The sequence below is a fragment of the Pseudomonas sp. AD21 genome (assembly GCF_002878485.1).
Classification (GTDB): Bacteria; Pseudomonadota; Gammaproteobacteria; order Pseudomonadales; family Pseudomonadaceae; genus Aquipseudomonas.
In genome coordinates this window covers 49,654-73,659 of sequence record NZ_NQYG01000002.1, presented here as the reverse complement: position 1 = coordinate 73,659, position 24,006 = coordinate 49,654, and the positions used below count along the sequence as shown (strand labels likewise).

Here is a 24,006-nt window from a genome sequence, read left to right as displayed (position 1 = left end):
TTCCTCCCCCGGATAAACCCCGGAACGAGGCCTGCCGACGGGGCCGGTACGGCAAGATCAAAAGCTGCAGCCGAGCTTGCGCTCATCCTGTTGAGTGGTGAAAAGCGGATGCGGTGGACTGTTGATTTCTGTGGGAGCTGGCTTGCCAGCGATGGCGGCCTGCCAGCCAACCACTTCTGACAGATGTGCTCATCCTCTGAGCTGCCGAAGGCTCGGGTCGCGTTCGGACGATCTTTTGATCTTTGGCAGCAGCAGTAGAGGTCAAAAGATCACAGCCTCGTTTTACTTCACGGCTCCCAGGTAAATGGCGGACAAAAGAAAACCCCCGACAAACCAGAGGTCTGTCGGAGGTTTTCTTTTGTCTGGAACGTATCAGGCGTTTCGCAACGCCTGATCGGCTCAGCTTATTGGCAAGCTTCGCAATCCGGCTCGTCGATCGCGCAAGCCTTTGGCACTGGCGCCGGGCCGGCTGGAGCTGCCAGGACCGAGTCGTCGCCGTGGTTGCCGCCGCTGGAAACAGCGTTCAGCTTGCCGGTGTTGATGGTCGACTTCTCGGTGCTGGTCGCGGCCAGGGCACGGAGGTAGTAAGTGGTTTTCAGGCCACGGTACCAGGCCATGCGGTAGGTCACGTCGAGCTTCTTGCCCGAGGCGCCGGCGATGTACAGGTTCAGCGACTGAGCCTGGTCGATCCACTTCTGGCGACGGCTGGCGGCGTCAACGATCCACTTGGTATCCACTTCGAAGGCAGTCGCGTAGAGCTCTTTGAGTTCTTGCGGGATGCGCTCGATCTGCTGAACCGAACCGTCGTAGTACTTCAGGTCGTTGATCATGACCGAGTCCCACAGACCGCGAGCCTTGAGGTCGCGAACCAGGTACGGGTTGATCACGGTGAATTCGCCCGACAGGTTCGATTTCACATACAGGTTCTGGTAGGTCGGTTCGATCGACTGCGAGACGCCAGTGATGTTGGCGATGGTCGCGGTCGGTGCGATGGCCATGATGTTGGAGTTACGAATGCCTTTCTGTACACGGGCGCGAACCGGTGCCCAGTCCAGGGTTTCGTTCAGGTCGACATCGATGTACTTCTGGCCACGAGCTTCGATCAGGATCTGTTGCGAATCCAGCGGCAGGATGCCTTTGGACCACAGCGAACCCTGGAACGTCTCGTAAGCGCCGCGCTCGTCAGCCAGGTCGCAGGAAGCCTGGATCGCGTAGTAGCTGACCGCTTCCATCGACTTGTCGGCGAATTCGACGGCAGCGTCGGAACCGTAAGGGATGTGTTGCAGGTACAGCGCGTCCTGGAAGCCCATGATGCCCAGACCGACCGGACGGTGCTTGAAGTTGGAGTTCTTCGCTTGTGGCACCGAGTAGTAGTTGATGTCGATAACGTTATCGAGCATGCGCACGGCGGTGTTCACGGTGCGTTCCAGCTTGGCGGTGTCCAGCTTGCCGTTGACGATGTGGTTCGGCAGGTTGATCGAGCCCAGGTTGCAAACGGCGATCTCGTCCTTGTTGGTGTTCAAGGTGATCTCGGTGCACAGGTTCGAGCTGTGAACCACGCCGACGTGCTGCTGCGGGCTGCGCAGGTTGCACGGGTCTTTGAAAGTCAGCCATGGGTGGCCGGTTTCGAACAGCATGGAGAGCATTTTGCGCCACAGGTCTTTGGCCTGGATGGTCTTGAACAGCTTGACCTTGCCTGGGTACTCGGTCAGGGCTTCGTAGTACTCGTAACGCTCTTCGAAGGCTTTACCGGTCAGGTCGTGCAGGTCCGGTACTTCGGATGGCGAGAACAGGGTCCACTTGCCGTCATCGAAGACGCGCTTCATGAACAGGTCAGGGATCCAGTTGGCAGTGTTCATGTCGTGGGTACGACGACGATCATCACCGGTGTTCTTGCGCAGTTCGATGAACTCTTCGATGTCCATGTGCCAGGTTTCCAGGTAGGCACACACAGCGCCCTTGCGCTTGCCACCCTGGTTAACGGCTACAGCGGTGTCGTTCACTACTTTGAGGAACGGAACCACGCCTTGGGATTTGCCGTTGGTGCCCTTGATGTACGAACCCAGAGCACGAACAGGCGTCCAGTCGTTGCCCAGGCCGCCAGCGAATTTGGACAACATGGCGTTGTCGTGGATCGCGTGGTAGATGCCCGACAGGTCATCCGGCACGGTGGTCAGGTAGCAGCTCGACAGCTGTGGACGCAGAGTACCGGCGTTGAACAGGGTCGGGGTCGACGACATGTAGTCGAAGGACGACAGCAGGTTGTAGAACTCGATCGCACGGTCTTCTTTGTGCTTCTCTTCGATCGCCAGGCCCATGGCCACACGCATGAAGAAGATCTGCGGCAGTTCGAAACGCACGCCATCCTTGTGGATGAAGTAACGGTCGTACAGGGTTTGCAGGCCCAGGTAGGTGAATTGCTGATCACGCTCGTGGTTGATCGCCTTGCCCAGTTTTTCCAGGTCGAAGGAGGCCAGCACAGGGTTCAGCAGTTCGAACTCGATACCTTTGGCGATGTAAGCCGGCAGTGCCTTGGCATACAGGTCGGCCATTTCGTGGTGAGTGGCGCTTTCGGCCACGCCCAGGAAGCCCAGGCCTTCGGCACGCAGGGTGTCCATCAGCAGGCGGGCGGTCACGAACGAGTAGTTCGGCTCGCGCTCAACCAGCGTACGGGCGGTCATCACCAGTGCGGTGTTGACGTCGGTCAGGGCCACGCCGTCGTACAGGTTTTTCAGGGTTTCGCGCTGGATCAGGTCGCCGTCGACTTCTTCCAGACCTTCGCACGCTTCGGTGACGATGGTGTTCAGGCGGCCCATGTCCAGCGGCGCCAGGCTACCGTCGGCACGGGTGATGCGGATCGACGGGTGCGCGTTGACCGCTTCTTCGGCCGGAGCGTGGGCTGCGCGTTCTTTCGAACGACCGTCACGGTAGATCACGTAGTCGCGAGCAACTTTCTGCTCGCCGGCACGCATCAGGGCCAGTTCGACCTGATCCTGGATTTCTTCGATGTGGATGGTGCCGCCCGAAGGCATGCGACGCTTGAAGGTCGCGGTGACTTGTTCGGTCAGGCGGGCCACGGTGTCGTGGATTCGCGACGAAGCGGCAGCGGTGCCGCCCTCAACTGCGAGAAACGCTTTGGTGATAGCGACGGTGATCTTGTCATCGGTGTAAGGAACGACAGTGCCATTACGCTTGATCACGCGCAGTTGACCAGGCGCGGTGGCAGCCAGATCCGAATTCGAATCGGCGGCCTGCGGCAAGGTGCCCTGCGGGTTCTCGCGAGTTGTGTCGGTTTGCATGGGTGTCTCCACGTTCTCTATGTTTGTTTGGGCACCATCAAGGTGCCCACCGTTCCGTCCTGAAGCACTACAACCGGCACGCGCCGGGTATAACGACTTCGGGACAGTTCAGGAAGGGGGCCTTATGGGCGCCGCTTCCATGCCGAAGTCTTCGGTGCACGCGATACGCGTGAGACCGCATTCCTTTCGGGGAGCAGATTCGTCACTGCAACACCCGTACCGTTATCGTCGTGGTCGACTGAAAAACGGTAGCCATCCGCAGGCGCGGTTTGGGCTTTCGAAAATACGTTTGGTTCAACCCGACAATGGCAATAAAAAGCCTTGAATTCACTGTCCGGTTTGTGTTTGGTTTTTTGTGCAAACCCCTACATGTAGGGTTTTTTTACGCACGGGCTACAAGATAATGCGTTTTAGGGGGGGAATGCAACGGACAGCCTGTGGATAACCCTGTGCGTAAATTGTGTGCGAAATGGCGAAGCAGCGTGTAGGCCGCGAACCTGCTGAGCTAGACCGTTTGTCACTGTTTTTCACTTGGGAAAAACGCTTCAGCGGATTTTTAAGGGCGCGAACCCTATCACAAAAAACCGCCTTGTCCGAACGCATTTGGCGACTTGTGTTCTGGCTGTACGCCGTTTATACAATCGAGCGGTGTTTACCCATTCTTATCCTCCCGAAAGATGACAAAAAGACGGGAGGATTCAGAAAAAACTGTAGGAGCGAGCCTGCTCGCAATGATGGCGGCACATTGGATTTAATGTCGACTGACCCACCGCTATCGCGAGCAGGCTCACTCCTGCAGGGGAAGGTGTCTGGTGGGGCAATCGTCTCCTTTATAAATAAAAAATAGAAAAGCAGAGGTCACCGGTGGAGCAAGAAGCGTGGCAGGTGTTGATAGTCGAGGACGACCAGCGTCTGGCCGAACTCACCCGCGAATACCTGCAAGCCAATGGATTGCGCGTGGAGATCGAAGGCAACGGCGCACTGGCAGCGGCGCGGATCATCAAAGAGCAGCCGGACCTGGTGATCCTCGACCTGATGCTGCCCGGTGAAGACGGCCTGAGCATCTGCCGCAAGGTTCGTGACCGCTATGACGGGCCGATCCTGATGCTCACCGCCCGCACCGACGATGCCGACCAGATCCAGGGGCTGGATCTCGGCGCTGACGATTACGTGTGCAAACCCGTGCGTCCACGGTTGTTGCTGGCGCGGATCCAGGCCTTGCTGCGACGCAGTGACACGGCCGAACCTCTCGCGGAAAAAAGCCGTCGTCTGCAGTTCGGCCCGCTGGTGGTGGACAACGCCTTGCGCGAAGCCTGGCTCAGTGACAGCGGCATCGAACTGACCAGCGCCGAGTTTGACCTGCTCTGGCTGCTGGTGTCGAATGCCGGGCGAATCCTGTCTCGCGAAGAAATCTTCACCGCGCTGCGCGGCATCGGCTACGACGGCCAGGACCGTTCGATCGACGTGCGCATCTCGCGCATCCGCCCGAAAATCGGCGATGACCCCGACCACCCGCGCCTGATCAAGACCATCCGCAGCAAAGGCTACCTGTTCGTTCCTGAAGCCTGCGTGGATCTTGCCCTGTGAACTCGATCTTCCTGCGCATCTACGGCGGCATGTGCGCGGCGCTGATTCTGGTGGCGGTGCTCGGCGTGCTGGCGCTGCATCTGCTCAATCAGGTGCGCAGCGAGCAGTACCGCGAGCGCCTGGCCCACGGTACGTTTTCACTGATGGCCGACAATCTGCAACCGATGAACGAAACCGAGCGCCATCGGGCGCTGCTGGTGTGGGAGCGTTTGCTGGGGATTCCGCTGGCGCTGAAGAAGTTTTCCGAGACCGATCTGGATCTGTCCCAGCGCACTCGGGTGCAGCACGGTCAGGCGCTGGTGGAGCAGACCGGCCCGCATGCGGCGCGGGTCTATCGGCTGGTCAGCGATAAAGAGCAACTGGTGCTCACCGGCGACGTGCAGCAGATCAGCGAGCAGTTGGCGCGGGCGACTATTTACCTGTTGGCCGATGAGCTGGTGCGTTTCCCCGTCGGCGAACAGCCCAAGCGGCTGGCACAGTTAAAGGAAGAGAAGGGCTTCGGTTTCGATCTGCGCCTGGTCACGGTGAGCGAAGCCGACATGGACGAAGACCAGAGCCGTCGCGTGTCCGAGGGCGATACGGTGATGGCGCTGGGCAAGGGGGGGGACTCGATCCGGGTGTTTGCCGGCATGGTCGGTACACCGTGGGTGCTGGAGATCGGCCCGCTGTATCAGATGAATCCATACCCGCCGCAATGGCTGGTGCTGATCGCTGCCCTCGGCCTGAGCCTGATCGGTCTGATCGTTTATCTGCTGGTGCGTCAGCTCGAACGGCGTTTGCGCGGCCTGGAAGCGGCGGCCACGCGCATTGCCAAGGGCAGCCTGGAAACCCGTGTGCCGGCCCGGGGCGCCGATTCGGTGGGGCGCCTGGCGTCGGCATTCAACGGCATGGCCGAGCACTTGCAGCAGTTGCTGGCGATCCAGCGTGAGCTGGTGCGTGCGGTGTCCCATGAACTGCGTACGCCGGTGGCGCGCCTGCGTTTCGGGCTGGAGATGATCGGCTCGGCGACCACCCCGCAGGCGCTGGAAAAGTACCGTGAGGGCATGGACCACGACATCGAGGACCTCGATAAGCTGGTCGACGAAATGCTCACCTATGCGCGGCTGGAACAGGGTTCCCCAGCGCTGACCTTTCAACGGATCGATCTTGATGCACTGGTCAATCAGGTGATCGAAGAGCTGGCGCCGTTGCGCGCCGAGGTCACGGTGCAGCGCGGGTTGTGCTTGTCAGCGGCGGATAACGACGGCGCCTGGGTCGAGGCCGAACCGCGCTTCCTGCACCGGGCGTTGCAGAATCTGGTGAGCAATGCGATGCGCCATGCACGCTCGAACGTGACGGTGAGTTATCAGGTCGGGCAGTTGCGCTGTCGGGTGGATGTCGAGGATGACGGGCCGGGTGTGCCGGAGTCGGCTTGGGAGCGCATCTTCACCCCGTTCCTGCGTCTGGATGACAGTCGCACCCGGGCGTCAGGCGGGCATGGCCTGGGGCTGTCGATTGTGCGGCGGATCATCCACTGGCACGACGGCCGGGCGCTGATCAACAAGAGCAAGAGTCTGGGTGGGGCTTGTTTCAGTCTGATCTGGCCGCGCCATCAGGAACGCCGCTGAGTTTTGTGGCAACCGTGATGCCGCCTTCGCGAGCAGGCTCGCTCCCACGGGGGAATGCATTTCAAAGTGTGGGAGCGAGCTGAACGGGTCAAGTAATCCCGGACACCGATTACGCCTTCGCGAGCAAGCTCGTTCCCGCAGGGGGGGCGCATTCCTAAGTGTGGGAGCGGGCTTGCTCGCGAAGGCGGCGGAGCAGTCGCTGAAAAATTTTCAGGCAGAAATGCTCACCAGACTCAACAACTGCCCGTCCTGCAGCCCAAATTGCGCATCAAGCTCGGTGCCGTTACGCCATTCGCTCGACAAATCCGTCAACAACCGCAAGCGCACCTGACCCAGCTCTGTCCACTCCAGCACTTCAGCGTGCTCGAAGTAAAAGCGTTTTTGCACAATCGGGTACAGCGCCTTGAACAGGCTCTCTTTCACCGAAAACGTCAGCGTCACCCATAACCCCAGTTGCTCGCGCGAGCCGGCGGCCATGCGCTGCAGTTCCGCTGGAGTCAGGATTTCTGCGGACAGGCGTTCGGCGCGATCATTGTCGAGCAGGTTTTCCAGGTCCATGCCCAAACCGCGCCAGTGCTGTTTATTGGCGACGATCGCTGCGGCGCGCCCGGTGCTGTGGGTGATCGAGCCGCAGATGTGCGCCGGCCACACCGGGGCGCGATCTTCACCGATCGCCGGGATCACGCTTGAGCCTTCGAGCTGCTGCAACGCGGCCCGGGCGCAGATCCGCCCGGCGAGAAACTCGGCCTGACGCTTGGCCACCGAGCGCTGAATGCTCGGCGGCGGCTCGACTGCGCTGCGCTGAAAGTCATCGCCCAGCAGTTGTTTCGGGTCGAAACGGGTGCTGAGCAGCACGGTGTCAGGCAAGACCGTCGGCAACGGCCAGTGGCTGTCGAGTGGGGTGCAGCAGGCGGGGAGGGCGGGGGTGAGATTCATGGCGGGCATTTTGCCGGTTAGTCGGGGCAAGGTCGAGATCGGTGGTGCGGCTTTCGCGAGCGAGCTCGCTCCCACACTGGATCTGCGTCGATCACAAATCCCTTGTGGGAGCGAGCCTGCTCGCGAAGGCCGCGCCGCGACGTCTCAGATCAGCTGAAGATATTCAGGAAAAACGCCTTCATGTCCGCCCACGATTTTTCATCGGCGGCCTTGTTGTAACCGATATCCGGGCCACCGTGATCGCCGTGGCTCAAGCGATCGGCGTCGGGATTGGTGAAGCCGTGCTTGGCGCCATCCAGGCTGACGAATTTGTAGACGGCGCCGGCCTTGTCCATTTCCGCCTTGAACGCGGTGACGTTATCCGCCGTCACCATGCTGTCGAGGGCACCATGCTCGACCAGAATCTTCGCCTTCACACTGCCCGGCGTGGCCGGGGTGGTGGTCGCCAGCGCGCCATGGAAACTGACCACGCCTGCCAGTGGCTCGCCTTGACGCGCCGCGTTGAGCACCACGCCACCGCCGAAGCAATAGCCGATGGCGGCGATTTTATTCACATCGGTCTGCGGCTGTTTCTTCAGCAGATCCAGCCCGGCCTCGAAGCGCTTGCTGGACGCGGTGGCATCCTGGGTCGCGGCCTGCATGAACGCCATCGCATCTTTCGGGTGCTCGGTGTTCTTGCCTTCGCCGTACATGTCGATCGCCAGCGCGCTGTAACCCAGTTCGGCGAGGTCGCGGGCGCGGCGCTTGGCGTAATCGTTCAGGCCCCACCATTCGTGCACCACCACCACGCCCGGGCGCTTGCCCTTGATCGCGTCGTCGTAGGCGTAGTAGCCGATCAGTTTTGTGCCGTCGGCGCTCTGGTAGGGAATCTCCTGAGTCTTGATCGCAGCGTTGGCCAGGCTGCTGGCAGCGAGCAGGGCGAGGGCGAGGAACAGGCGCATGGTCGGTCTCCTTATCGAAAAGTGGTCAGGACAGCCTAGTCGATTTGATTCAGCGCAGGTTCAGAGAGCGTTCAGGGGAGGTACAGGGGCAGGTCAGTAACCTTGCGCCATACCCAAACAGCACTGTGAAAGAGGAAACTCGATGACTCGTCTGAACAAACTGCTGCTGGCTTTTACCTTGTTGGGCTCCAGCATTGCGGCACATGCCGATGACACCACTAACTTCGCCGGCCTGACATTCGGCCAGACCAGTGACAAGGTCAAAAAGTCCCACGCACTGAACGACAACCTCGGCCACCCGGACGCCAGCGGCGCGATCGACGGCAACAACACCTACGGCGTGCGCCTGGGGCAGCAAAACTCGCAAGGTCGCTACTACGCCACCTACGACAACGTGTCCGGTTCGCACAATGGCATTAAACTGCGCCAGGAAAACCTGCTGGGCAGCTACGATCTGTTCTATCCGGTGGGCGGCAGCACCCAATTGTTCGGTGGTGCAACGGCCGGTTTGACCAAGCTGACTCAGGATTCGCCAGGCTACAGCCGTGACAGCGACATCGGTTACACCGTCGGCGGCCAGGTCGGTGTGCTGCAGCAAGTGGCGCAAAACGTTTCGGTCGAACTCGGTTACCGTTACCTGATGAGCAACGCCAGCACTGAAATGAAAGAGCGCGGCGGCGGCAAGCAAGGCTCGCTGGACTTGACCAGCAGCGCCCAGACTTACCTGTCGGCCAACTACGCTTTCTAGAAAAGCGATTCGCGAGGGCAAGTGCCAGGCGAAATCAGGGTGGGAGCGGGCTTGCTCCCACAGGTGTGTTGTTGGCGTTATCGATTTACCCGGGAGAGCGTTATGAAACTGTTGGTCGTCGAAGATGAAGCGCTGTTGCGCCATCACCTGCAAACCCGCCTGACGGAGAGCGGTCACGTGGTCGAGTCCGTGGCCAATGCCGAAGAGGCGCTGTACCAGACCGGACAGTTCAACTTCGATCTGGCAGTGATCGATCTCGGTTTGCCGGGCATGGGCGGTCTGGACCTGATCCGCCAGTTGCGCTCGAGCGGCAAGACGTTTCCGATCCTGATCCTCACCGCGCGCGGCAACTGGCAGGACAAGGTCGAAGGCCTCGCCGCCGGTGCCGACGACTACGTGGTCAAGCCGTTCCAGTTCGAAGAGCTCGACGCGCGACTCAACGCCTTGTTGCGCCGCTCCAGTGGTTTTACCCAGTCGACCATCGTTGCCGGACCGTTGCTGCTGGACCTCAATCGCAAGCAGGCGTCGCTGGACGAGGAGCCGCTGGCGCTGACCGCCTACGAATACCGCATCCTCGAATACCTGATGCGCCACCATCAGCAAGTGGTGCCCAAGGATCGCCTGATGGAGCAGCTCTACCCGGACGACGACGAGCGCGATCCGAACGTGATCGAAGTGCTGGTCGGTCGACTGCGCCGCAAGCTTGAAGGCCCGGGCGGGTTCAAGCCGATCGACACCGTGCGCGGTCTCGGCTACCTGTTCAATGAGCGCTGCACTTGATTCGTTCGCTTCGTGTTCGCTTGATGCTCGCCGCCACCACATTGGCGGTGTTGTTCATGCTCGGCTTGCTGCCGGCGATGCAGGGCGCATTCAGCCTGGCCCTGCAGGACTCGATCGAGCAGCGGCTGGCCTCGGACGTCACCACGCTGATCTCCGCAGCGCGTATCGAGAACGGCCGGCTGATGATGCCGGTGCAATTGCCGGATGAGCGTTTCAATCTCACCGACAACCGTTTGCTTGGCTACATCTACGACCGCGAAGGCAAACTGGTCTGGCGTTCGAAAGGCACGCAGGAAGAGCAGATCAACTACAAGCCGCGCTACGACGGCATGGGCAACGAGTTCGCGCGGATCCGCGAGAGCAACGGTCAGGAATTCTTCGTCTACGACGTCGAGGTCAAACTGCTGGGCGGCAAAAGTGCAGCGTTCAGTATCGTTGCCCTGCAACCGGTGCGTGAATACGAAAATACCCTCGAAGGCCTGCGCGACAATCTCTATCTGGGCTTTGGCGCCGCGTTGCTGGTGTTGCTGGCGCTGCTGTGGATCGGCCTGACCTGGGGCCTGAAGGCGCTGCGCCGGCTCAGTCAGGAGCTCGACGAAATCGAAAGCGGCACCCGCGAAAGTCTCACCGAGGAGCACCCGCGCGAACTGCTGCGCCTGACCGGCTCGCTCAACCGTTTGCTGCACAGCGAACGTCAGCAGCGCAGCCGTTACCGTGATTCACTCGATGACCTGGCGCACAGCCTGAAAACCCCGCTGGCGGTGCTGCAAGGGGTCAGCGAAGACATGGCCCAGCGTCCCGAAGATCGCGATCAGGCCTGGGTGCTGCAAACCCAGATCGAGCGGATGAGCCAGCAGATCAGCTATCAACTGCAGCGGGCCAGCCTGCGCAAAAGCGGTCTGGTGCGCCATCAGGTGCGCCTGCAACCGGTGCTTAAAAGCCTGTGCGACACGCTGGACAAGGTCTACCGCGACAAACACGTGCGCGTGGCCTTCGATCTGCCGGAGCATTGCTATGTGCCGATCGAGCAGGGCGCGCTGCTGGAGATGATGGGCAACCTGCTGGAAAACGCCTATCGCCTGTGCCTGGGCGAAGTGCGCATCAGCGTGCGCGAGAGCCTGGCCGGCATTGAGCTGTGCATTGAGGACGACGGCCCCGGCGTACCGCCGAACCAGCGAGCGCGGATTCTCGAGCGTGGTGAGCGTCTGGATCGCCAGCATCCGGGGCAGGGGATCGGGCTGGCGGTGGTCAAGGACATCATCGAAAGCTACAACGCCAAGCTGATGCTGGGTGATTCGCCGATGGGTGGGGCGGCGTTCAAGATTCATTTTCCTGCGGTTTGATTGACGTATCGTCGAACCCTGACTGCTGGTCGCAACTGTCAGATCTGACAGGTGTTCTTTTTTCTTCTTCCAATCAGGCTGGTCGCGTCTATTAGGTGAGTGCGTCGGCCTGGCGTTTCGGCCATTTCATGAATGGGTACGGAATTTCATTCAGGACAAGGAGATTGCAAATGGTCGAGTTCGTGGCGGCTCAGGATCGTGAGCAGATTGGCAAGGCGATGTCGCAAAGGATTGTGGAACTGCCGGCTCCAGCGATCGATGGTGTTAAGGACTCGACAATCAGCCTGTTCCAGATGCAAGACGGGCTGGTTTTCCGAATTCCTCACATCGAGGAGCAGCAAGTCGGATACAGGTATCTCGCTTTTGTGGAAGTCGAAGATGAGCTGGGTAGCTGGGGGCTGGCTGGAAGAATTCAAAGCGCTGAGGGCGACACCCTTGTAACCATCCCCGCCGATCGCGCACTGACTTTTCGTGGGCAATCGATAGTGCTTCGTTATTTCTATCTGGAAATCGAAAATTCGATCTCGCCGAGTACTCGTTACTTCGCGGAGGATGAGATTTATCGTCCCGTTGTAGATGAAGCCGAGAAGGGCATTATCCCGTTGGCGGTGGTTAATCGCGGGGTGAACGTTCGCCTGAGGGCTTCCAAGGCTTTGTCAGTCGGGGCACTTGTTTCCTTTTACTGGCACGGGACTGCGTGTGAAGGCTCATACGTCAGCCATTTCCGAATCCAGAGTAGCGATGAAGGTAAAGATGTGGTGTTTGGCATTGCTCCGCGTTTTTTGCGGCCCAATAAGTACGGCACTGTCCAACTGATTTACACGGTGGAGAATGCCGGTCGAAAGTGGACAACTTCACTTATGGAGTTGGAAGTCGAAGGGGATTTGAAAGCGCCCGAACAGGTTTATGGATCGCCAGGGCGATACACGCCGGGGCAACTGGATCTCGTTGATAAAGCCGGGCGTATTCCAATGACGCTGAGCACTCATGGCATGAGCGTTGGTGATGCGGTCACGTTCATTTTTTCGGGGATCCTGATTGGGACTTCTTATGTTTGGCGACAGATCCTGGAATCCCATCACATCGGTCAGGATCTGCTGATCCACGTGCCTTTGCTCCATGCTCAATTAGGTCCGAGTGTAAGAGCGTTGGGCATTGTGGAGCGTAAGACAGGGGAGGTTGTCGGTACGCCACTTGTGAGGCTTGAACCGCCGATACTGGACTGACCCTTACGGGCTTTTGATGTACTGCCTCACTGCTCCTGCGCCCGATAAGCCCCCGGCGTCAGCCCCGTCCATTTCTTGAACGCCCGGTGAAACGCCGACGGCTCGGAAAACCCCAGTTGCTCGGCAATCTGTTGCAACGACAGATCCGCCCGGCCCAAATGGTAGATGGCGATATCCCGCCGCAACTGATCCTTCAACTCCTGAAAACTGGTGCCTTCCTCACGTAAATGCCGACGCAGGGTTTGCGGGCTGATGTGCAGGTGCGCGGCCACCGCTTCCAGATCCGGCCAGTGCGCGCTGTCGCGGCTGAGCAAGCGGCGCAGGCGACAGCTGAGGCTGTCGCCGTCGTCCGGGCGTGACAGCAGGTCGGCGGGTGAGCGTTCGAGAAAGTGTTTGAGGGTGCGTTCGTCCTGCAGCAGCGGCATGTGCAGATAGCGGCTGTGGAACAGCAGGCTGCTGTGCTCGGCAGAAAACACCAGCGGGCAGGGAAACAGCAGGTCGTATTCGGCACCGTGCGCCGGTTTCGGGTAGCTGAACGTGGCCTGCTCCAGACGAATCCGCTGGCCGATCAGCCAACTGCCGAGGCGATGCCAGATCACCAGCAGGCTCTCGCTGAGAAAGTGATCCGGGTCCCATAACTGCGAATCATCAAGGCTCAGGCGCACCCATTCGTCTTCGCGCTGCAGGCTCAGACGCGGGGCCTCGGGGAATAGGCTATAAAACAATAAACCACGTTGCAGTGCCTTCTCCAGATTGCGGCAGTGGATCAGGGCGTGGCACATCATCGCGAAGCTGCCGGGTTTGCTCGGCGCGTTGCCAAAACCCAGGTATTCGTCATCCAGGGCCAGCCACAGGCTCTGCAGCAGTTGGGTGAATTGCTCCGGGGCGATGCGTGCCCGTGGCTCATCCAGCAACTCGGGGCTGATGCCCAACTGTTGCAGCAGCGGCCAATAATCGAACCCCGAGCGGCGTGCGCCACCGAGGGCGGCACGGGCGAAATGACTGGCGATGGTACGTTCGCGCATAAGCGGCAGATCCTTCCTCAGGCGCCGGATGGTAGTCGGGGGCGTCATCGCCAACAAGGCGGATTTCCGCCAAATTGTAGGACGAGATCCGCCGAGTTGGCGGAAAACCGCCACACTTGAGTAACCGAACAGTGACACAGAAAAGCCTGTAAGTCCTGATATCAAAAGGCTTGCAGGGAATTGCACCAAAGTGGCACGAGGTTTGCGATAAGAGCGACAGAAGTGTGCGTCTATCCCGTGGGAAAAACGCTGCTCGACACAACAAATCCCTCCAGTGCAGGAGGGTTCGCAATTCAGGTTCTGCGTTCAACAGATGGATGTTGCCCGTGGGACGCTTGAGGAAGCTTGCAATGACGACTCGTCAGCCACTGTACAAATCCCTGTATTTCCAGGTAATCGTCGCGATCATCATCGGTATTGCCCTTGGTCACTACTACCCGCAATTCGGTGTGGCGGTTAAGCCACTGGGTGACGGGTTCATCAAACTGATCAAGATGATCATCGCCCCGATCATCTTCTGCACCGTGGTCAGCGGTATCGCTGGCATGCAAAGCATGAAATCGGTCGGCAAGACTGGCGGTTACGCGCTGCTGTACTTCGAAATCGTATCGACCATCGCGTTGCTGGTGGGTCTGGTCGTGGTCAACATTGTGCAGCCGGGCAACGGCATGCACATCGATGTCGCCACCCTCGACGCTTCGAAAGTCGCCACTTACGTGGCCCAAGGTGCTGACCAGAGTGTTGTCGGCTTCCTGCTCAACGTGATCCCGACCACCATCGTCGGCGCGTTCGCCACGGGTGACATCCTGCAAGTGCTGATGTTCTCGGTGATCTTCGGTTTCGCCCTGCATCGCCTGGGTGACTACGGCCGTCCGATCCTCGACTTCATCGATCGCTTCGCCCACGTGATGTTCAACATCATCAACATGATCATGAAGCTCGCGCCAATCGGTGCCTTCGGTGCGATGGCGTTCACCATCGGTGCCTACGGTGTCGGCTCGCTGGTGCAACTGGGTCAACTGATGGCCTGCTTCTACATCACTTGCTTGCTGTTCGTCCTGATCGTGCTGGGTGCTATTGCCCGCATGCACGGCTTCAGCGTGCTGAAGATGATCCGCTACATTCGTGAAGAACTGCTGATCGTACTGGGTACTTCCTCGTCGGAATCGGTACTGCCACGCATGCTGATCAAGATGGAGCGTCTGGGCGCGAAGAAATCGGTAGTGGGTCTGGTGATCCCGACTGGTTACTCGTTCAACCTCGACGGTACTGCGATCTACCTGACCATGGCTGCGGTGTTCATTGCTCAGGCCACCGACACCCACATGGACATCACTCACCAGATCACTCTGCTGGTGGTGTTGTTGCTGTCCTCCAAAGGCGCAGCCGGTGTGACCGGTTCGGGCTTCATCGTGCTGGCGGCTACTCTGTCGGCGGTAGGTCACCTGCCGGTGGCCGGTCTGGCGCTGATCCTGGGTATCGACCGTTTCATGTCAGAAGCCCGCGCCCTGACCAACCTGGTCGGTAACGCCGTAGCGACCATCGTGGTTGCCAAGTGGGTCAAAGAGCTGGACACCGACGTCCTGCAATCCGAGCTGGCCTCGGGCGGTCGCGGTATCGCGGATACCCGTCCTGAAGATGACCTGGGTGTGGCTGAAGGCCCAACCCCGAGCAATGTGAAATAAGCATCGCTTGAATAAAAAACCTGCTTCGGCAGGTTTTTTATTGTCTGCGATTTGAGCATTACGGTCACTGCCGCTGACGCATCCGGTGATTGCCGTACGCGGCATCGCTGCCTAGGCTGGGTGCATCGCCCAAGGAGATCGCCCATGTCCGCGCCGTTGGCTTCGCTGAAGATTCTGGATTTCTCGACCCTGCTGCCAGGGCCGTTCGCCTCACTGTTGTTGGCGGACATGGGCGCCGAGGTGCTGCGTATCGAATCGCCGACGCGCATGGACCTGTTGCGGGTGCTGCCGCCGCATGATCAGGGGATGTCGGCCAGTCATGCTTACCTGAACCGCAACAAGCGCAGCCTCGCGCTGGATCTCAAACAGCCTGAAGCACTGGAAGTGCTCAGGCCGTTACTGACCGAATACGACATCGTTCTGGAGCAGTTCCGTCCCGGTGTGATGGAGCGACTGGGCCTGGGGTATGAGGCGCTGAAGGCGATCAACCCGAAGCTGATTTACGTGTCGATCACCGGGTACGGCCAGACCGGGCCGTACAAGGATCGCGCCGGGCATGACATCAACTACCTCGCACTGGCCGGGCTTGCCGGTTACACCGGCCGTGCCGACAGCGGCCCGCTGCCGCTGGGCATGCAGGTGGCGGATGTGGCGGGCGGCTCGCTGCACGGGGTCATCGGCTTGCTGGCGGCGGTGATTGCCCGTCAGCAGAGCGGGCAGGGCACCCACTTGGATGTGAGCATGACCGATTGTGTTTTCAGCCTGAACGCCATGGCCGGTGCCGGGTATCTGGCCTGTGGTGAGGAGCCGCACTGGGAGGACCAGATGCTCAATGGCGGCAGCTTCTATGACTACTACCGCTCTCGCGACGGGCGCTGGCTGTCGGTGGGTAGTCTGGAGCCTGGGTTCATGCAGCAGCTGTGCACGGCGTTGGGCCGGCCGGAGTTGGCGGCGCAGGGCTTGTCGTCGAAACCCGAGCAGCAAAGGTTATTGAAGGACGCGCTGAAAGTTGAATTCGAGAAACACGACTTTGCCGTGCTGTGTGAATTGTTCGCCGGGGTCGATGCTTGTGTCGAACCGGTATTGAACCTGAGCGAGGCGGTGCAGCATCCACAGTTGCAGGCGCGCGAGCTGGTGACACAGGTGCCGCGTGGGGATGGTTCCAGTCAGGCGCAGATTGCCTGTCCGTTGAAATTTTCCGAGGCGCTGCCGGCGCCACGGCATGTTGGCGCGGCGTTGGGGCAGCATACGGAGCAGGTGTTGGGGGAGTTGGGCTTTGGATCTGAGCGAATTGCTCAATTGCGTGCGGCCAAGGTCATTCTCTAGCGCCTGTGCCGGCCCTTTCGCGAGCAAGCCCGCTCCCACTTTGGAATGCGTGCCCCTGTGGGAGCGGGCTTGCTCGCGAAGGCGTCGGCAGCGACAACACAAAACTGCCTATTCCACCCGCATCTCACCACTGAAAACCAAGGTATTGCGGCATCTGCGGCACAAATACCGCCGCCCCTGCCTTACCAGGCTATGGCGCTGCGCCGAAAACGGAAAATCACTGTCGGCGCACGGGCATTTGTAGATGTAGCGCGTCACGCTGCGGCGTTTGATTGCATAGGTGTGGCAGCGATCCGGCGGCAATTCGTAGACCCCGCGCATGATCAGTTGCCACTCCTCGCCGTGCGGCTGGATGCGGTCGCCGAACAATTGATGGGCGATCAGGTGCGCGACTTCGTGGGCCACGGTCTGTTTGAGGAAATGTTCGGTGTTTTCCCGGTACAGCTGCGGGTTGAAGCGCAGCAGGTTCTCGTGCAGATGCGCGACACCGGCTTTTTGCCCGCGCAGCTTGAGGCTGACGACGGGGCGTTGGAAATGACGTTTGAAAAAGGATTCTGCGAGTTGGTAACAGTCTTCGACGCGGGTATTGAGTTGCTCGGGCATGCTTGATGGATCTCCAGAGGCGTCGAGTATGCCGCAACCTCCCGGACTTGCGAATCGCTGACCTGCCGAATGGTCATCCGCCAAACGAGAAGGCCGCCTTGCGGCGGCCTGTATTGGCAGATCTTGTTTTTCTCGGGGATGAAGCATGTCAGTTGGTATACACCGGCCCCACGCCGAGGCCCCAGACAATCACGGTGAACGCCATGATGGCCACCAGCACCACCAGACCCACCGCCAGCACTGAGCTGGAGAACAGAAAACCTTCGTCCGATGGAATGTTCATGAACGTCGGTAGCCCGACGTATAGCAGATAGACCGTGTAGCAGATGGCCGCCGTGCCGACGATCATCCCCAGCCACATGTGCGGGTACAGCGCCGCCAACCCGCCAACGAACAGTGGCGTCGCGGTATAGGTGGCGAATGCCACGCAACGGGCCAGGCTCGGGTTGGCGTCATAGGTGCGGGCCATCCAGTGCACGAAAGCGCCCATGACCGCGACCCCGCCAAGCATCGCCAGGTACGACATGACGGTCATCCAGATGGCGCTTTCCACGGTGAGCATCACCGGGGCGCGGTTGCCGATCACCCAGCCGACCTGAGTGGTGCCGATAAACGCCGAAATGGCCGGAATCGCCGCCAGGATCAGCGTGTGCGTCAGGTACATGTGGCTGATGCTTTCCTCTTGGTCGCCACGGATTTCCTTCCATTCCTGATCGGGGTGGGTAAAAAGTCCCACTACGTGATGGATCATGCCAGTCACTCCTCTTGTTATTGCCATCGCCCCCCAACGGAGCGCCTACGGGCCAAGGTGGCCGAGCAAATACAGGTCTTCAGATGTGTGCGACCTTATGTCGCAGTATAGAAAGGACTTAACCGCACAGGGACTAGGGACTTAGAGCAAATCGCGCTGTAAACCCGGGGCTTAATTGCCTTGGGGTCTTGGCGTCCACTCAAGTTGATATTTGAAATACCCTGTGGTGAGGGGATTTAGCGCAACGGCGCACCGCACCGCCCCGACCGGCTGCGCAGCAGTCGCCAAGCCATTCACCGCGCCGTCTCAGGCAAAAAGAGTTCTCAGGTTCTGGGGCTGCTGCGCAACCCATCGGGGATGAATCCCCTCGCCACAGGGAATGAGTGAAGCAGGGGGCAGACCCATGGCCCTTCGCGCATTCGGGGTTTTTTGCGTAAAATGCCGGCCTTTCGTCACACCTCACGGATTTCGCGTCATGGGCACTCTTACGGTCAACCAGAACAAACTGCAAAAGCGCCTGCGCCGCCTGGCCGGCGAAGCGGTCGCCGACTTCAACATGATTGAAGACGGCGACAAGGTCATGGTCTGCCTGTCCGGGGGCAAGGACAGCTACACCATGCTCGACGTGTTGCTGCACCTGCAGAAGGTTGCCCCGATCAAGTTCGAGATCGTCGCCGTGAACATGGACCAGAAGCAGCCGGGCTTCCCCGAGCACGTGCTGCCGGCCTACCTGAAAGAGCTGGGCGTGGAGTACCACATCGTCGAGAAAGACACCTACTCGGTGGTCAAGGAACTGATCCCGGAAGGCAAGACCACCTGTTCGCTGTGCTCGCGCCTGCGTCGCGGCACGCTGTACACGTTTGCTGATGAAATCGGCGCGACGAAAATGGCCCTCGGTCACCATCGCGACGACATCGTCGAGACGTTCTTCCTCAATATGTTCTTCAACGGCTCGCTCAAGGCGATGCCGCCGAAACTGCGCGCCGATGACGGCCGCAATGTGGTGATCCGCCCGCTGGCGTACTGCAACGAGAAGGACATTCAGGCCTACTCGGATTTCAAGGAATTCCCGATCATCCCGTGCAACCTCTGCGGTTCGCAGGAAAACCTGCAGCGTCAGGTGGTCAAGGAAATGCTCCAGGACTGGGATCGCAAGACCCCGGGCCGAACCGAAAGCATCTTTCGCAGTCTGCAGAACGTGATTCCGTCGCAACTGGCCGACCGCAACCTGTTCGACTTCACCAACCTGAAGATCGACGAGACGGCGGCTTCGCGCTTCGTTAACGTCGTAAACCTGTAAACCCCACCTGTAGGCGTGAGCCCTGTGGTGAGGGGATTTATCCCCGATGGGGCGCGAAGCTCCCCCAGAAAAGCCTGAGGCTGCCATGCAGCCCAATCGGGGATCAATCCCCTCGCCACAGGGCCCGCTCGTACTTTCGTTTCATTCAATAGGAGAGGGCATGCGCGATTACAAGTGGCTGCACGAATACTGTCTGAACCGCTTCGGTTCGGCGGCTGAACTGGAAGCCCATCTGCCCGTCCCCAAGACCCCGGCGCAATTGCGCAAGATCAGCGACGACCGTTATCTCTCGACCATGGCCCTGCGCGTGTTCCGTGCCGGGCTCAAGCACAGCCTGGTGGACGCCAAGTGGCCGGCCTTCGAAGAGGTGTTCTTCAAGTTCGACCCGGAAAAAGTCGTGCTGATGAGCGCCGAGCACCTCGAACGCCTGATGCAGGATGCGCGAATCATCCGCCATTTGGGCAAGCTCAAAAGCGTGCCGCGCAATGCGCAGTTCATCCTCGACGTGGAAAAAGAGAAGGGTAGTTTTGGCGCGTTGATCGCCGACTGGCCGGTGACTGATATCGTCGGTCTGTGGACCTACCTGAAAAAGCACGGGCATCAGTTGGGCGGGTTGTCGGCGCCACGCTTCCTGCGCATGGTCGGCAAGGATACGTTCGTGCCGAGTTATGACGTGGTCGCGGCGCTGAATGCGCAGAAGATTGTCGACAAGGCACCGACCAGCCTGCGCGATCTGGCGATTGTGCAGAATGCGTTCAACCAGTGGCATGAACAGAGTGGCGGGCGGCCGATGAGCCAGATTTCGATGATGTTGGCTTACACCGTCAACCATTAAAACCGAGTCGCGCCCAATCGCTGGCGAGCCAACCAGATAATTGTGGTTCAGCGCAGATCCTGTGGGAGCAGGTTTGAGACAGGCGCCAAAAGTCCCCGTTTATGGCAAACTTCGCGACCATAAATGCCGTTTTCGCGACCCAGAGCCTTAAGTGTGGTCACGAACGGGAATAAAAGATGCCAGGTCAGCGTCCCTGCACGGGAATAGACCCATTGTGTGTTGGTACGTCGGTGCCAGCGCTTTCTGCCTGAACAGATCAGAGAAACGACCATGCATAACGTCGTCATCAGCGGCACCGGCCTGTACACCCCGGCCAACAGCATTTCCAACGAAGAGCTGGTGCAGTCTTTCAATAGCTACGTCGCGCAGTTCAACGCCGACAACGCCGAAGCCATCGCCAGTGGTGAAATCCAGGCGCTGACCGAATCCAGCGCCGCGTTCATCGAGAAAGCCTCGGGCATCAAGAGCCGCTTTGTCATGGACAAGGACGGCATTCTCGACCCGCAACGCATGGCCCCGCGTCTGCCGGAGCGCTCCAACGACGAATGGTCTGTACTCTGCCAGATGGCCATTGGCGCCGCCGAACAGGCTTTGCAGCGCGCAGGCAAGACGGCCGCCGACATCGACGGCGTGATCGTTGCCTGCTCCAACCTGCAGCGCGCCTATCCGGCCATCGCCATTGAAGTCCAGGAAGCACTGGGCATTCAGGGTTTCGGTTTCGACATGAACGTGGCCTGCTCCTCGGCGACCTTCGGCATTCAGGCCGCGGCCAACAGCGTGCAACTGGGCCAGGCCCGGGCGATCCTGATGGTCAACCCGGAAGTCTGCACCGGTCACCTGAACTTCCGTGACCGCGACAGCCACTTCATCTTCGGTGACGCGGCAACGGCGGTGATCATCGAGCGCGCCGACCTCGCGACGTCCAAGTACCAGTTCGACGTGGTCAGCACCAAACTGCTGACCAAGTTCTCCAACAACATTCGCAACAACTTCGGCTTCCTCAACCGTGCCGCAGAAGAGGGCGTCGGTGCCCGCGACAAACTGTTCGTGCAGGAAGGCCGCAAGGTGTTCAAGGACGTCTGCCCGATGGTCGCCGAGCTGATCGGTGAGCACCTTGAAGAAAACAAACTCAACGTCGGCGACGTCAAGCGTTTCTGGCTGCACCAGGCCAACCTGAGCATGAACCACCTGATCGTGCGCAAGCTGCTGGGCCGCGAAGCGACTGAAGAAGAAGCGCCGGTGATTCTCGACACCTACGCCAACACCAGCTCTGCAGGTTCGGTGATTGCTTTCCACAAGAATCAGGATGACCTGGCCGCCGGTTCGGTGGCCGTGCTGAGCTCGTTCGGCGCCGGCTACTCGATCGGCAGCGTGATTCTGCGCAAGCGCTGAGTGCGCCTGAAAAGATCGCAGCCTGCGGCAGCTCCTACACTGATCTCTGTAGAGCTGCCGCAGGCTGCGATCTTTTGCTTTCGACCATCTGAAAACGAGGCGTGCATGGCCGCAACGGACGACACCCAACTGCTCGAACGGCTGTTGGCCGGTGAGCAAAAAGCTTTCAAGGAACTGGTCAGCACCTACCAGAGCGCCATGCGCGCCGTGGCGTATGCCATCGTCGGCCAGCGCCATGTCGAAGAAGTGGTGCAGGACGCCTGGCTGTCAGTGGTACGCCATATCGGCGGCTTCGAGGGCCGTTCCAGCCTCAAGACCTGGCTGCTGACCATCACCGCCAACTCGGCCAAGAGCCGCTACAAACAGAACCGCCGCGAAGTGTTGATGGATGACCTGCCATCGCCGCACGGCACCATCGATGACGATCGCTTTTCCCCCGGTGACGGCCATTGGCTGGTGGCGCCGTTTGCCTGGCACCAGGACACGCCGGAAGCCTTGCTGACCGAAAGCGAGTTGCGCGACTGCCTGGAACACACCTTGCTCAGCCTGTCGGAACTGCAAAGCAGCGTCTTGCTGCTGCGCGAGCGTCAGGGGCTGGAGCTGGAAGAGATCTGTAATCTTCTGGAGATCTCGCTCTCCAATGTCCGTGTGCTGCTGCATCGTGCGCGGCTGAAAGTCTTCGCCACGGTGGAGCATTTTGAGGAGACCGGCGAATGCTGACCTGTAAAGAGCAAGTGGCGCGCTCAAGCGATTATCTCGATGGCCAGTTGAGCTTTCGCGAGAAACTGATGGTGCGTCATCACCTGATGTTCTGCCCCAACTGTCGGCGTTTCATTCGTCAGATGCGTTTGATGCAGGCCACGCTGAAGGCGATGCCGCAGAAACCCGAAGAGGGCGTGGATGCGCTGGCCGAACGCCTGGCCGAGCAACGGCGCAACGACCGTTCCTGAGAAATGATGTGTGGCGAGGGAGCTTGCTCCCGCTGGGGCACGAAGCGACCCCCGCTTTACTTAGAAGCAGAGGACGGCTTTGCACTCCAGCGGGAGCAAGCTCCCTCGCCACGTTTTCACTGAATAGCCCGACGCAGGGCGAAACGAACGGAGGATGGGGATCGTTCCATCCACGCCAGGCTATAGGGTGAGGCTTTTTAGAACTTCGCTTCCGCATCCAGTTGCAGGGTGTTGATGTCGGAGTCGGTCTTCTTCAGGCTGGCATTGGTGTAGTCCGAGTTCGCCATGAAGTAGGTGGCGCCCAGCGTGAAGTTCTTGTCCAGCTCGTAGCTGACTTTCAGCTTGCTGCCGCGCGAACCGGTGTAGCCGTTGGCGAAGTCGGAGTCGGTGAAGGCACCGACCACCGCGTTACGCTGCACGTCGCGGTAGTTGTAGTCGATCCCGAAGCCATAAACCTTGGTCTTGACGCCGGCCAGCCAGCCGGTGTCCTGGTCGTTGCTGGCGTCTTTGTTGTTGACGTACTGACCGTAGATCGACAGGGGTACTGGCAGGTTGGCGACGTCCAGCTGACCAAAGCCTTCATACAGTTTGAAGGTTTCGTTCGGGCTGTTGCCGTTGACGGCCAAGGCGCATGGCGCAGTCACGGTGCCGGTGGTCGGGCAGGCGCTGTCCTTGTCGTTGTCGTAGGAATAGAGGCTGCCGCCCAGGGTCAGTTTCAGGCTGTCGGTCAGGGCGAAGCGACCGCCCAACTGGCCGGCGTACAGACGCAGGTCGTGCTTGAACTGCACGCCTTCGCCGTCGACGTTGTCCTTGAGGGTGTAGTGACCGGCGCTGCCGAACAGCTCGGTGCTGCCGCTCAGCGGGTACTTGTAGGTGACGGCCAGACCTTCCGGGTTGATGTCGCTGTCCCAGATGATGTCGCCCATGCTGACCCACGGCTGGTTCATTTTACCGGCGATCAGGTGCAGGTTCTTGATCGCGTCAGGGTGATAGTCGACGTAACCCTGGTCGAGCCAGATCTGCTTCTTGTCGAAGTAGTTGTTCAGGTCCTGGTTGGTGGAGCGGGCGTCGTCGCTGCTGCCGGTGGCGATACGGATACCGGTGTCCACCTGCGGGTTGATTTCGGTGTAGGCACCCAGACGGGCACGAATGCGCTGACGGTCCTGGTCCTTGCTGTTCGGCACGCCATCGTTCTTGACGGTCTCCTGACGGAAACGCACGTCACCCTTGAACTGGGTCTTGGCAGCCCAGGCGAGTTTCTGGTCGAAGGAACTCAGCTCATTGGTTTTCTTCGCGGTTGCCGCGATTTGCTCGTTGGTCTCTTGCTGCGCCTGCTGCGCGATTTGCTGAGCCTTCTGATCCTTGGCCAGTTCAGTTTGCAGTTCAACGTACTGCGCCTGGGAAATGGAACCGTTAGCCTTGAGCATGTCGAGCAGTTTGGCGTCGACTGCAGCACTGGCCGGAACGCTCATGGCCAGCAACAGGCCACCGCACAGGGCCGCCGCAGTTTTCGTGGAAGCAAGACGCATAGCAATCTCCGAAGATGAGAGGGGATGGCTGAACCATCCAGGGCACACCGACGCGCACGTCGGAAAACAGTGTCCGGGTAGAACCCGGCGCTCTAAAAACAGGAGCGAGTATCGCGATGGTTTATGACAGAGCAGTGGCTAAA

General features: G+C 59.8%; 21 protein-coding genes. 14 read left to right on the top strand and 7 right to left on the bottom strand.

What is annotated here, in order from left to right; all coding sequences use genetic code 11:
- On the top strand, window positions 1–180 hold a 180-nt coding region (locus tag PseAD21_RS29845), incomplete at its 5' end, for a hypothetical protein (protein ID WP_218244965.1).
- A gap of 224 nt (window positions 181–404) precedes the next feature.
- On the opposite strand, the gene PseAD21_RS01505 is transcribed toward PseAD21_RS29845, so the two are convergent.
- Entirely contained in the window at window positions 405–3,299 is a 2,895-nt protein-coding gene (locus PseAD21_RS01505; RefSeq protein ID WP_102354198.1) for a ribonucleoside-diphosphate reductase subunit alpha, read from the bottom strand.
- Between the two features lie 864 nt (window positions 3,300–4,163).
- Here PseAD21_RS01505 and PseAD21_RS01500 point away from each other — a divergent pair.
- Window positions 4,164–4,886 carry a response regulator gene (locus PseAD21_RS01500; protein ID WP_102354197.1) on the top strand — a complete coding sequence of 241 codons (723 nt, stop codon included), beginning with the start codon at window positions 4,164–4,166 and terminating at the stop codon, window positions 4,884–4,886.
- Window positions 4,883–6,493 (top strand): ATP-binding protein, encoded by a 1,611-nt coding sequence (locus tag PseAD21_RS01495; RefSeq protein WP_102354196.1) that lies wholly within the window; start codon window positions 4,883–4,885, stop codon window positions 6,491–6,493. Before PseAD21_RS01500 ends, PseAD21_RS01495 begins: the two co-directional genes overlap by 4 nt.
- Before the next feature lie 210 nt (window positions 6,494–6,703).
- On the opposite strand, the gene PseAD21_RS01490 is transcribed toward PseAD21_RS01495, so the two are convergent.
- A complete protein-coding gene (locus PseAD21_RS01490) occupies window positions 6,704–7,429 on the bottom strand; it encodes a 4'-phosphopantetheinyl transferase (protein WP_102354195.1) in 726 nt (241 codons plus the stop codon).
- A gap of 149 nt (window positions 7,430–7,578) precedes the next feature.
- Window positions 7,579–8,370 (bottom strand): dienelactone hydrolase family protein, encoded by a 792-nt coding sequence (locus PseAD21_RS01485; protein ID WP_102354194.1) that lies wholly within the window; start codon window positions 8,368–8,370, stop codon window positions 7,579–7,581.
- A gap of 142 nt (window positions 8,371–8,512) precedes the next feature.
- Here PseAD21_RS01485 and PseAD21_RS01480 point away from each other — a divergent pair, with 142 nt between their 5' ends.
- The 4 genes from PseAD21_RS01480 (at window position 8,513) to PseAD21_RS01465 (ending at window position 12,467) form a co-directional block, all read left to right on the top strand.
- Window positions 8,513–9,118 (top strand): hypothetical protein, encoded by a 606-nt coding sequence (locus tag PseAD21_RS01480; RefSeq protein WP_102354193.1) that lies wholly within the window; start codon window positions 8,513–8,515, stop codon window positions 9,116–9,118.
- 102 nt (window positions 9,119–9,220) lie between these two features.
- On the top strand, window positions 9,221–9,898 hold the full coding sequence (locus PseAD21_RS01475; protein ID WP_027612288.1) for a response regulator transcription factor: 678 nt from the start codon (window positions 9,221–9,223) through the stop codon (window positions 9,896–9,898).
- The gene (locus PseAD21_RS01470) at window positions 9,895–11,241 is read left to right on the top strand and encodes an ATP-binding protein (RefSeq protein WP_102354192.1); all 1,347 of its coding nucleotides are present in this window, start codon (window positions 9,895–9,897) and stop codon (window positions 11,239–11,241) included. Before PseAD21_RS01475 ends, PseAD21_RS01470 begins: the two co-directional genes overlap by 4 nt.
- A gap of 170 nt (window positions 11,242–11,411) precedes the next feature.
- Window positions 11,412–12,467: a hypothetical protein gene (locus PseAD21_RS01465; RefSeq protein ID WP_102354191.1), complete on the top strand. Its 1,056-nt coding sequence runs from the start codon at window positions 11,412–11,414 to the stop codon at window positions 12,465–12,467.
- A gap of 26 nt (window positions 12,468–12,493) precedes the next feature.
- On the opposite strand, the gene PseAD21_RS01460 is transcribed toward PseAD21_RS01465, so the two are convergent.
- Entirely contained in the window at window positions 12,494–13,492 is a 999-nt protein-coding gene (locus PseAD21_RS01460) for an AraC family transcriptional regulator (RefSeq protein ID WP_102354190.1), read from the bottom strand.
- A gap of 350 nt (window positions 13,493–13,842) precedes the next feature.
- Between PseAD21_RS01460 and PseAD21_RS01455 the strand changes: the two genes are divergently transcribed.
- A complete protein-coding gene (locus PseAD21_RS01455) occupies window positions 13,843–15,177 on the top strand; it encodes a dicarboxylate/amino acid:cation symporter (protein WP_102354189.1) in 1,335 nt (444 codons plus the stop codon).
- A 144-nt stretch (window positions 15,178–15,321) separates the two neighbouring features.
- Window positions 15,322–16,503, top strand: a complete 1,182-nt coding sequence (locus PseAD21_RS01450; RefSeq protein WP_102354188.1) for a CaiB/BaiF CoA-transferase family protein — start codon at window positions 15,322–15,324, stop codon at window positions 16,501–16,503.
- Between the two features lie 108 nt (window positions 16,504–16,611).
- On the opposite strand, the gene PseAD21_RS01445 is transcribed toward PseAD21_RS01450, so the two are convergent.
- Together PseAD21_RS01445 and PseAD21_RS01440 are read right to left on the bottom strand one after the other, a co-directional pair.
- Window positions 16,612–17,106 (bottom strand): SprT family zinc-dependent metalloprotease, encoded by a 495-nt coding sequence (locus PseAD21_RS01445; RefSeq protein ID WP_025112945.1) that lies wholly within the window; start codon window positions 17,104–17,106, stop codon window positions 16,612–16,614.
- A 148-nt stretch (window positions 17,107–17,254) separates the two neighbouring features.
- Window positions 17,255–17,857, bottom strand: coding sequence for a Yip1 family protein (locus PseAD21_RS01440; RefSeq protein ID WP_053122787.1), 603 nt, complete (start codon window positions 17,855–17,857; stop codon window positions 17,255–17,257).
- A 475-nt stretch (window positions 17,858–18,332) separates the two neighbouring features.
- Between PseAD21_RS01440 and ttcA the strand changes: the two genes are divergently transcribed.
- The 5 genes from ttcA (at window position 18,333) to PseAD21_RS01415 (ending at window position 22,334) form a co-directional block, all read left to right on the top strand.
- Entirely contained in the window at window positions 18,333–19,157 is an 825-nt protein-coding gene (gene ttcA / locus PseAD21_RS01435; RefSeq protein ID WP_102354187.1) for a tRNA 2-thiocytidine(32) synthetase TtcA, read from the top strand.
- 160 nt (window positions 19,158–19,317) lie between these two features.
- Window positions 19,318–19,992, top strand: a complete 675-nt coding sequence (locus PseAD21_RS01430) for a DNA-3-methyladenine glycosylase I (protein ID WP_102354186.1) — start codon at window positions 19,318–19,320, stop codon at window positions 19,990–19,992.
- A gap of 270 nt (window positions 19,993–20,262) precedes the next feature.
- Window positions 20,263–21,384 (top strand): beta-ketoacyl-ACP synthase III, encoded by a 1,122-nt coding sequence (locus tag PseAD21_RS01425; RefSeq protein WP_102354185.1) that lies wholly within the window; start codon window positions 20,263–20,265, stop codon window positions 21,382–21,384.
- Window positions 21,385–21,489: 105 nt separating this feature from the next.
- Window positions 21,490–22,104, top strand: coding sequence for an RNA polymerase sigma factor (locus PseAD21_RS01420; RefSeq protein ID WP_025110617.1), 615 nt, complete (start codon window positions 21,490–21,492; stop codon window positions 22,102–22,104).
- Complete coding sequence (locus PseAD21_RS01415; protein WP_102354184.1) at window positions 22,098–22,334, top strand: anti-sigma factor; 237 nt, start codon at window positions 22,098–22,100, stop codon at window positions 22,332–22,334. The genes PseAD21_RS01420 and PseAD21_RS01415 overlap by 7 nt, the downstream gene beginning before the upstream one ends.
- A gap of 197 nt (window positions 22,335–22,531) precedes the next feature.
- Here PseAD21_RS01415 and PseAD21_RS01410 read toward each other — a convergent pair whose 3' ends face one another.
- A complete protein-coding gene (locus PseAD21_RS01410) occupies window positions 22,532–23,863 on the bottom strand; it encodes a putative porin (protein ID WP_102354183.1) in 1,332 nt (443 codons plus the stop codon).
- Window positions 23,864–24,006 lie beyond the last annotated feature (143 nt).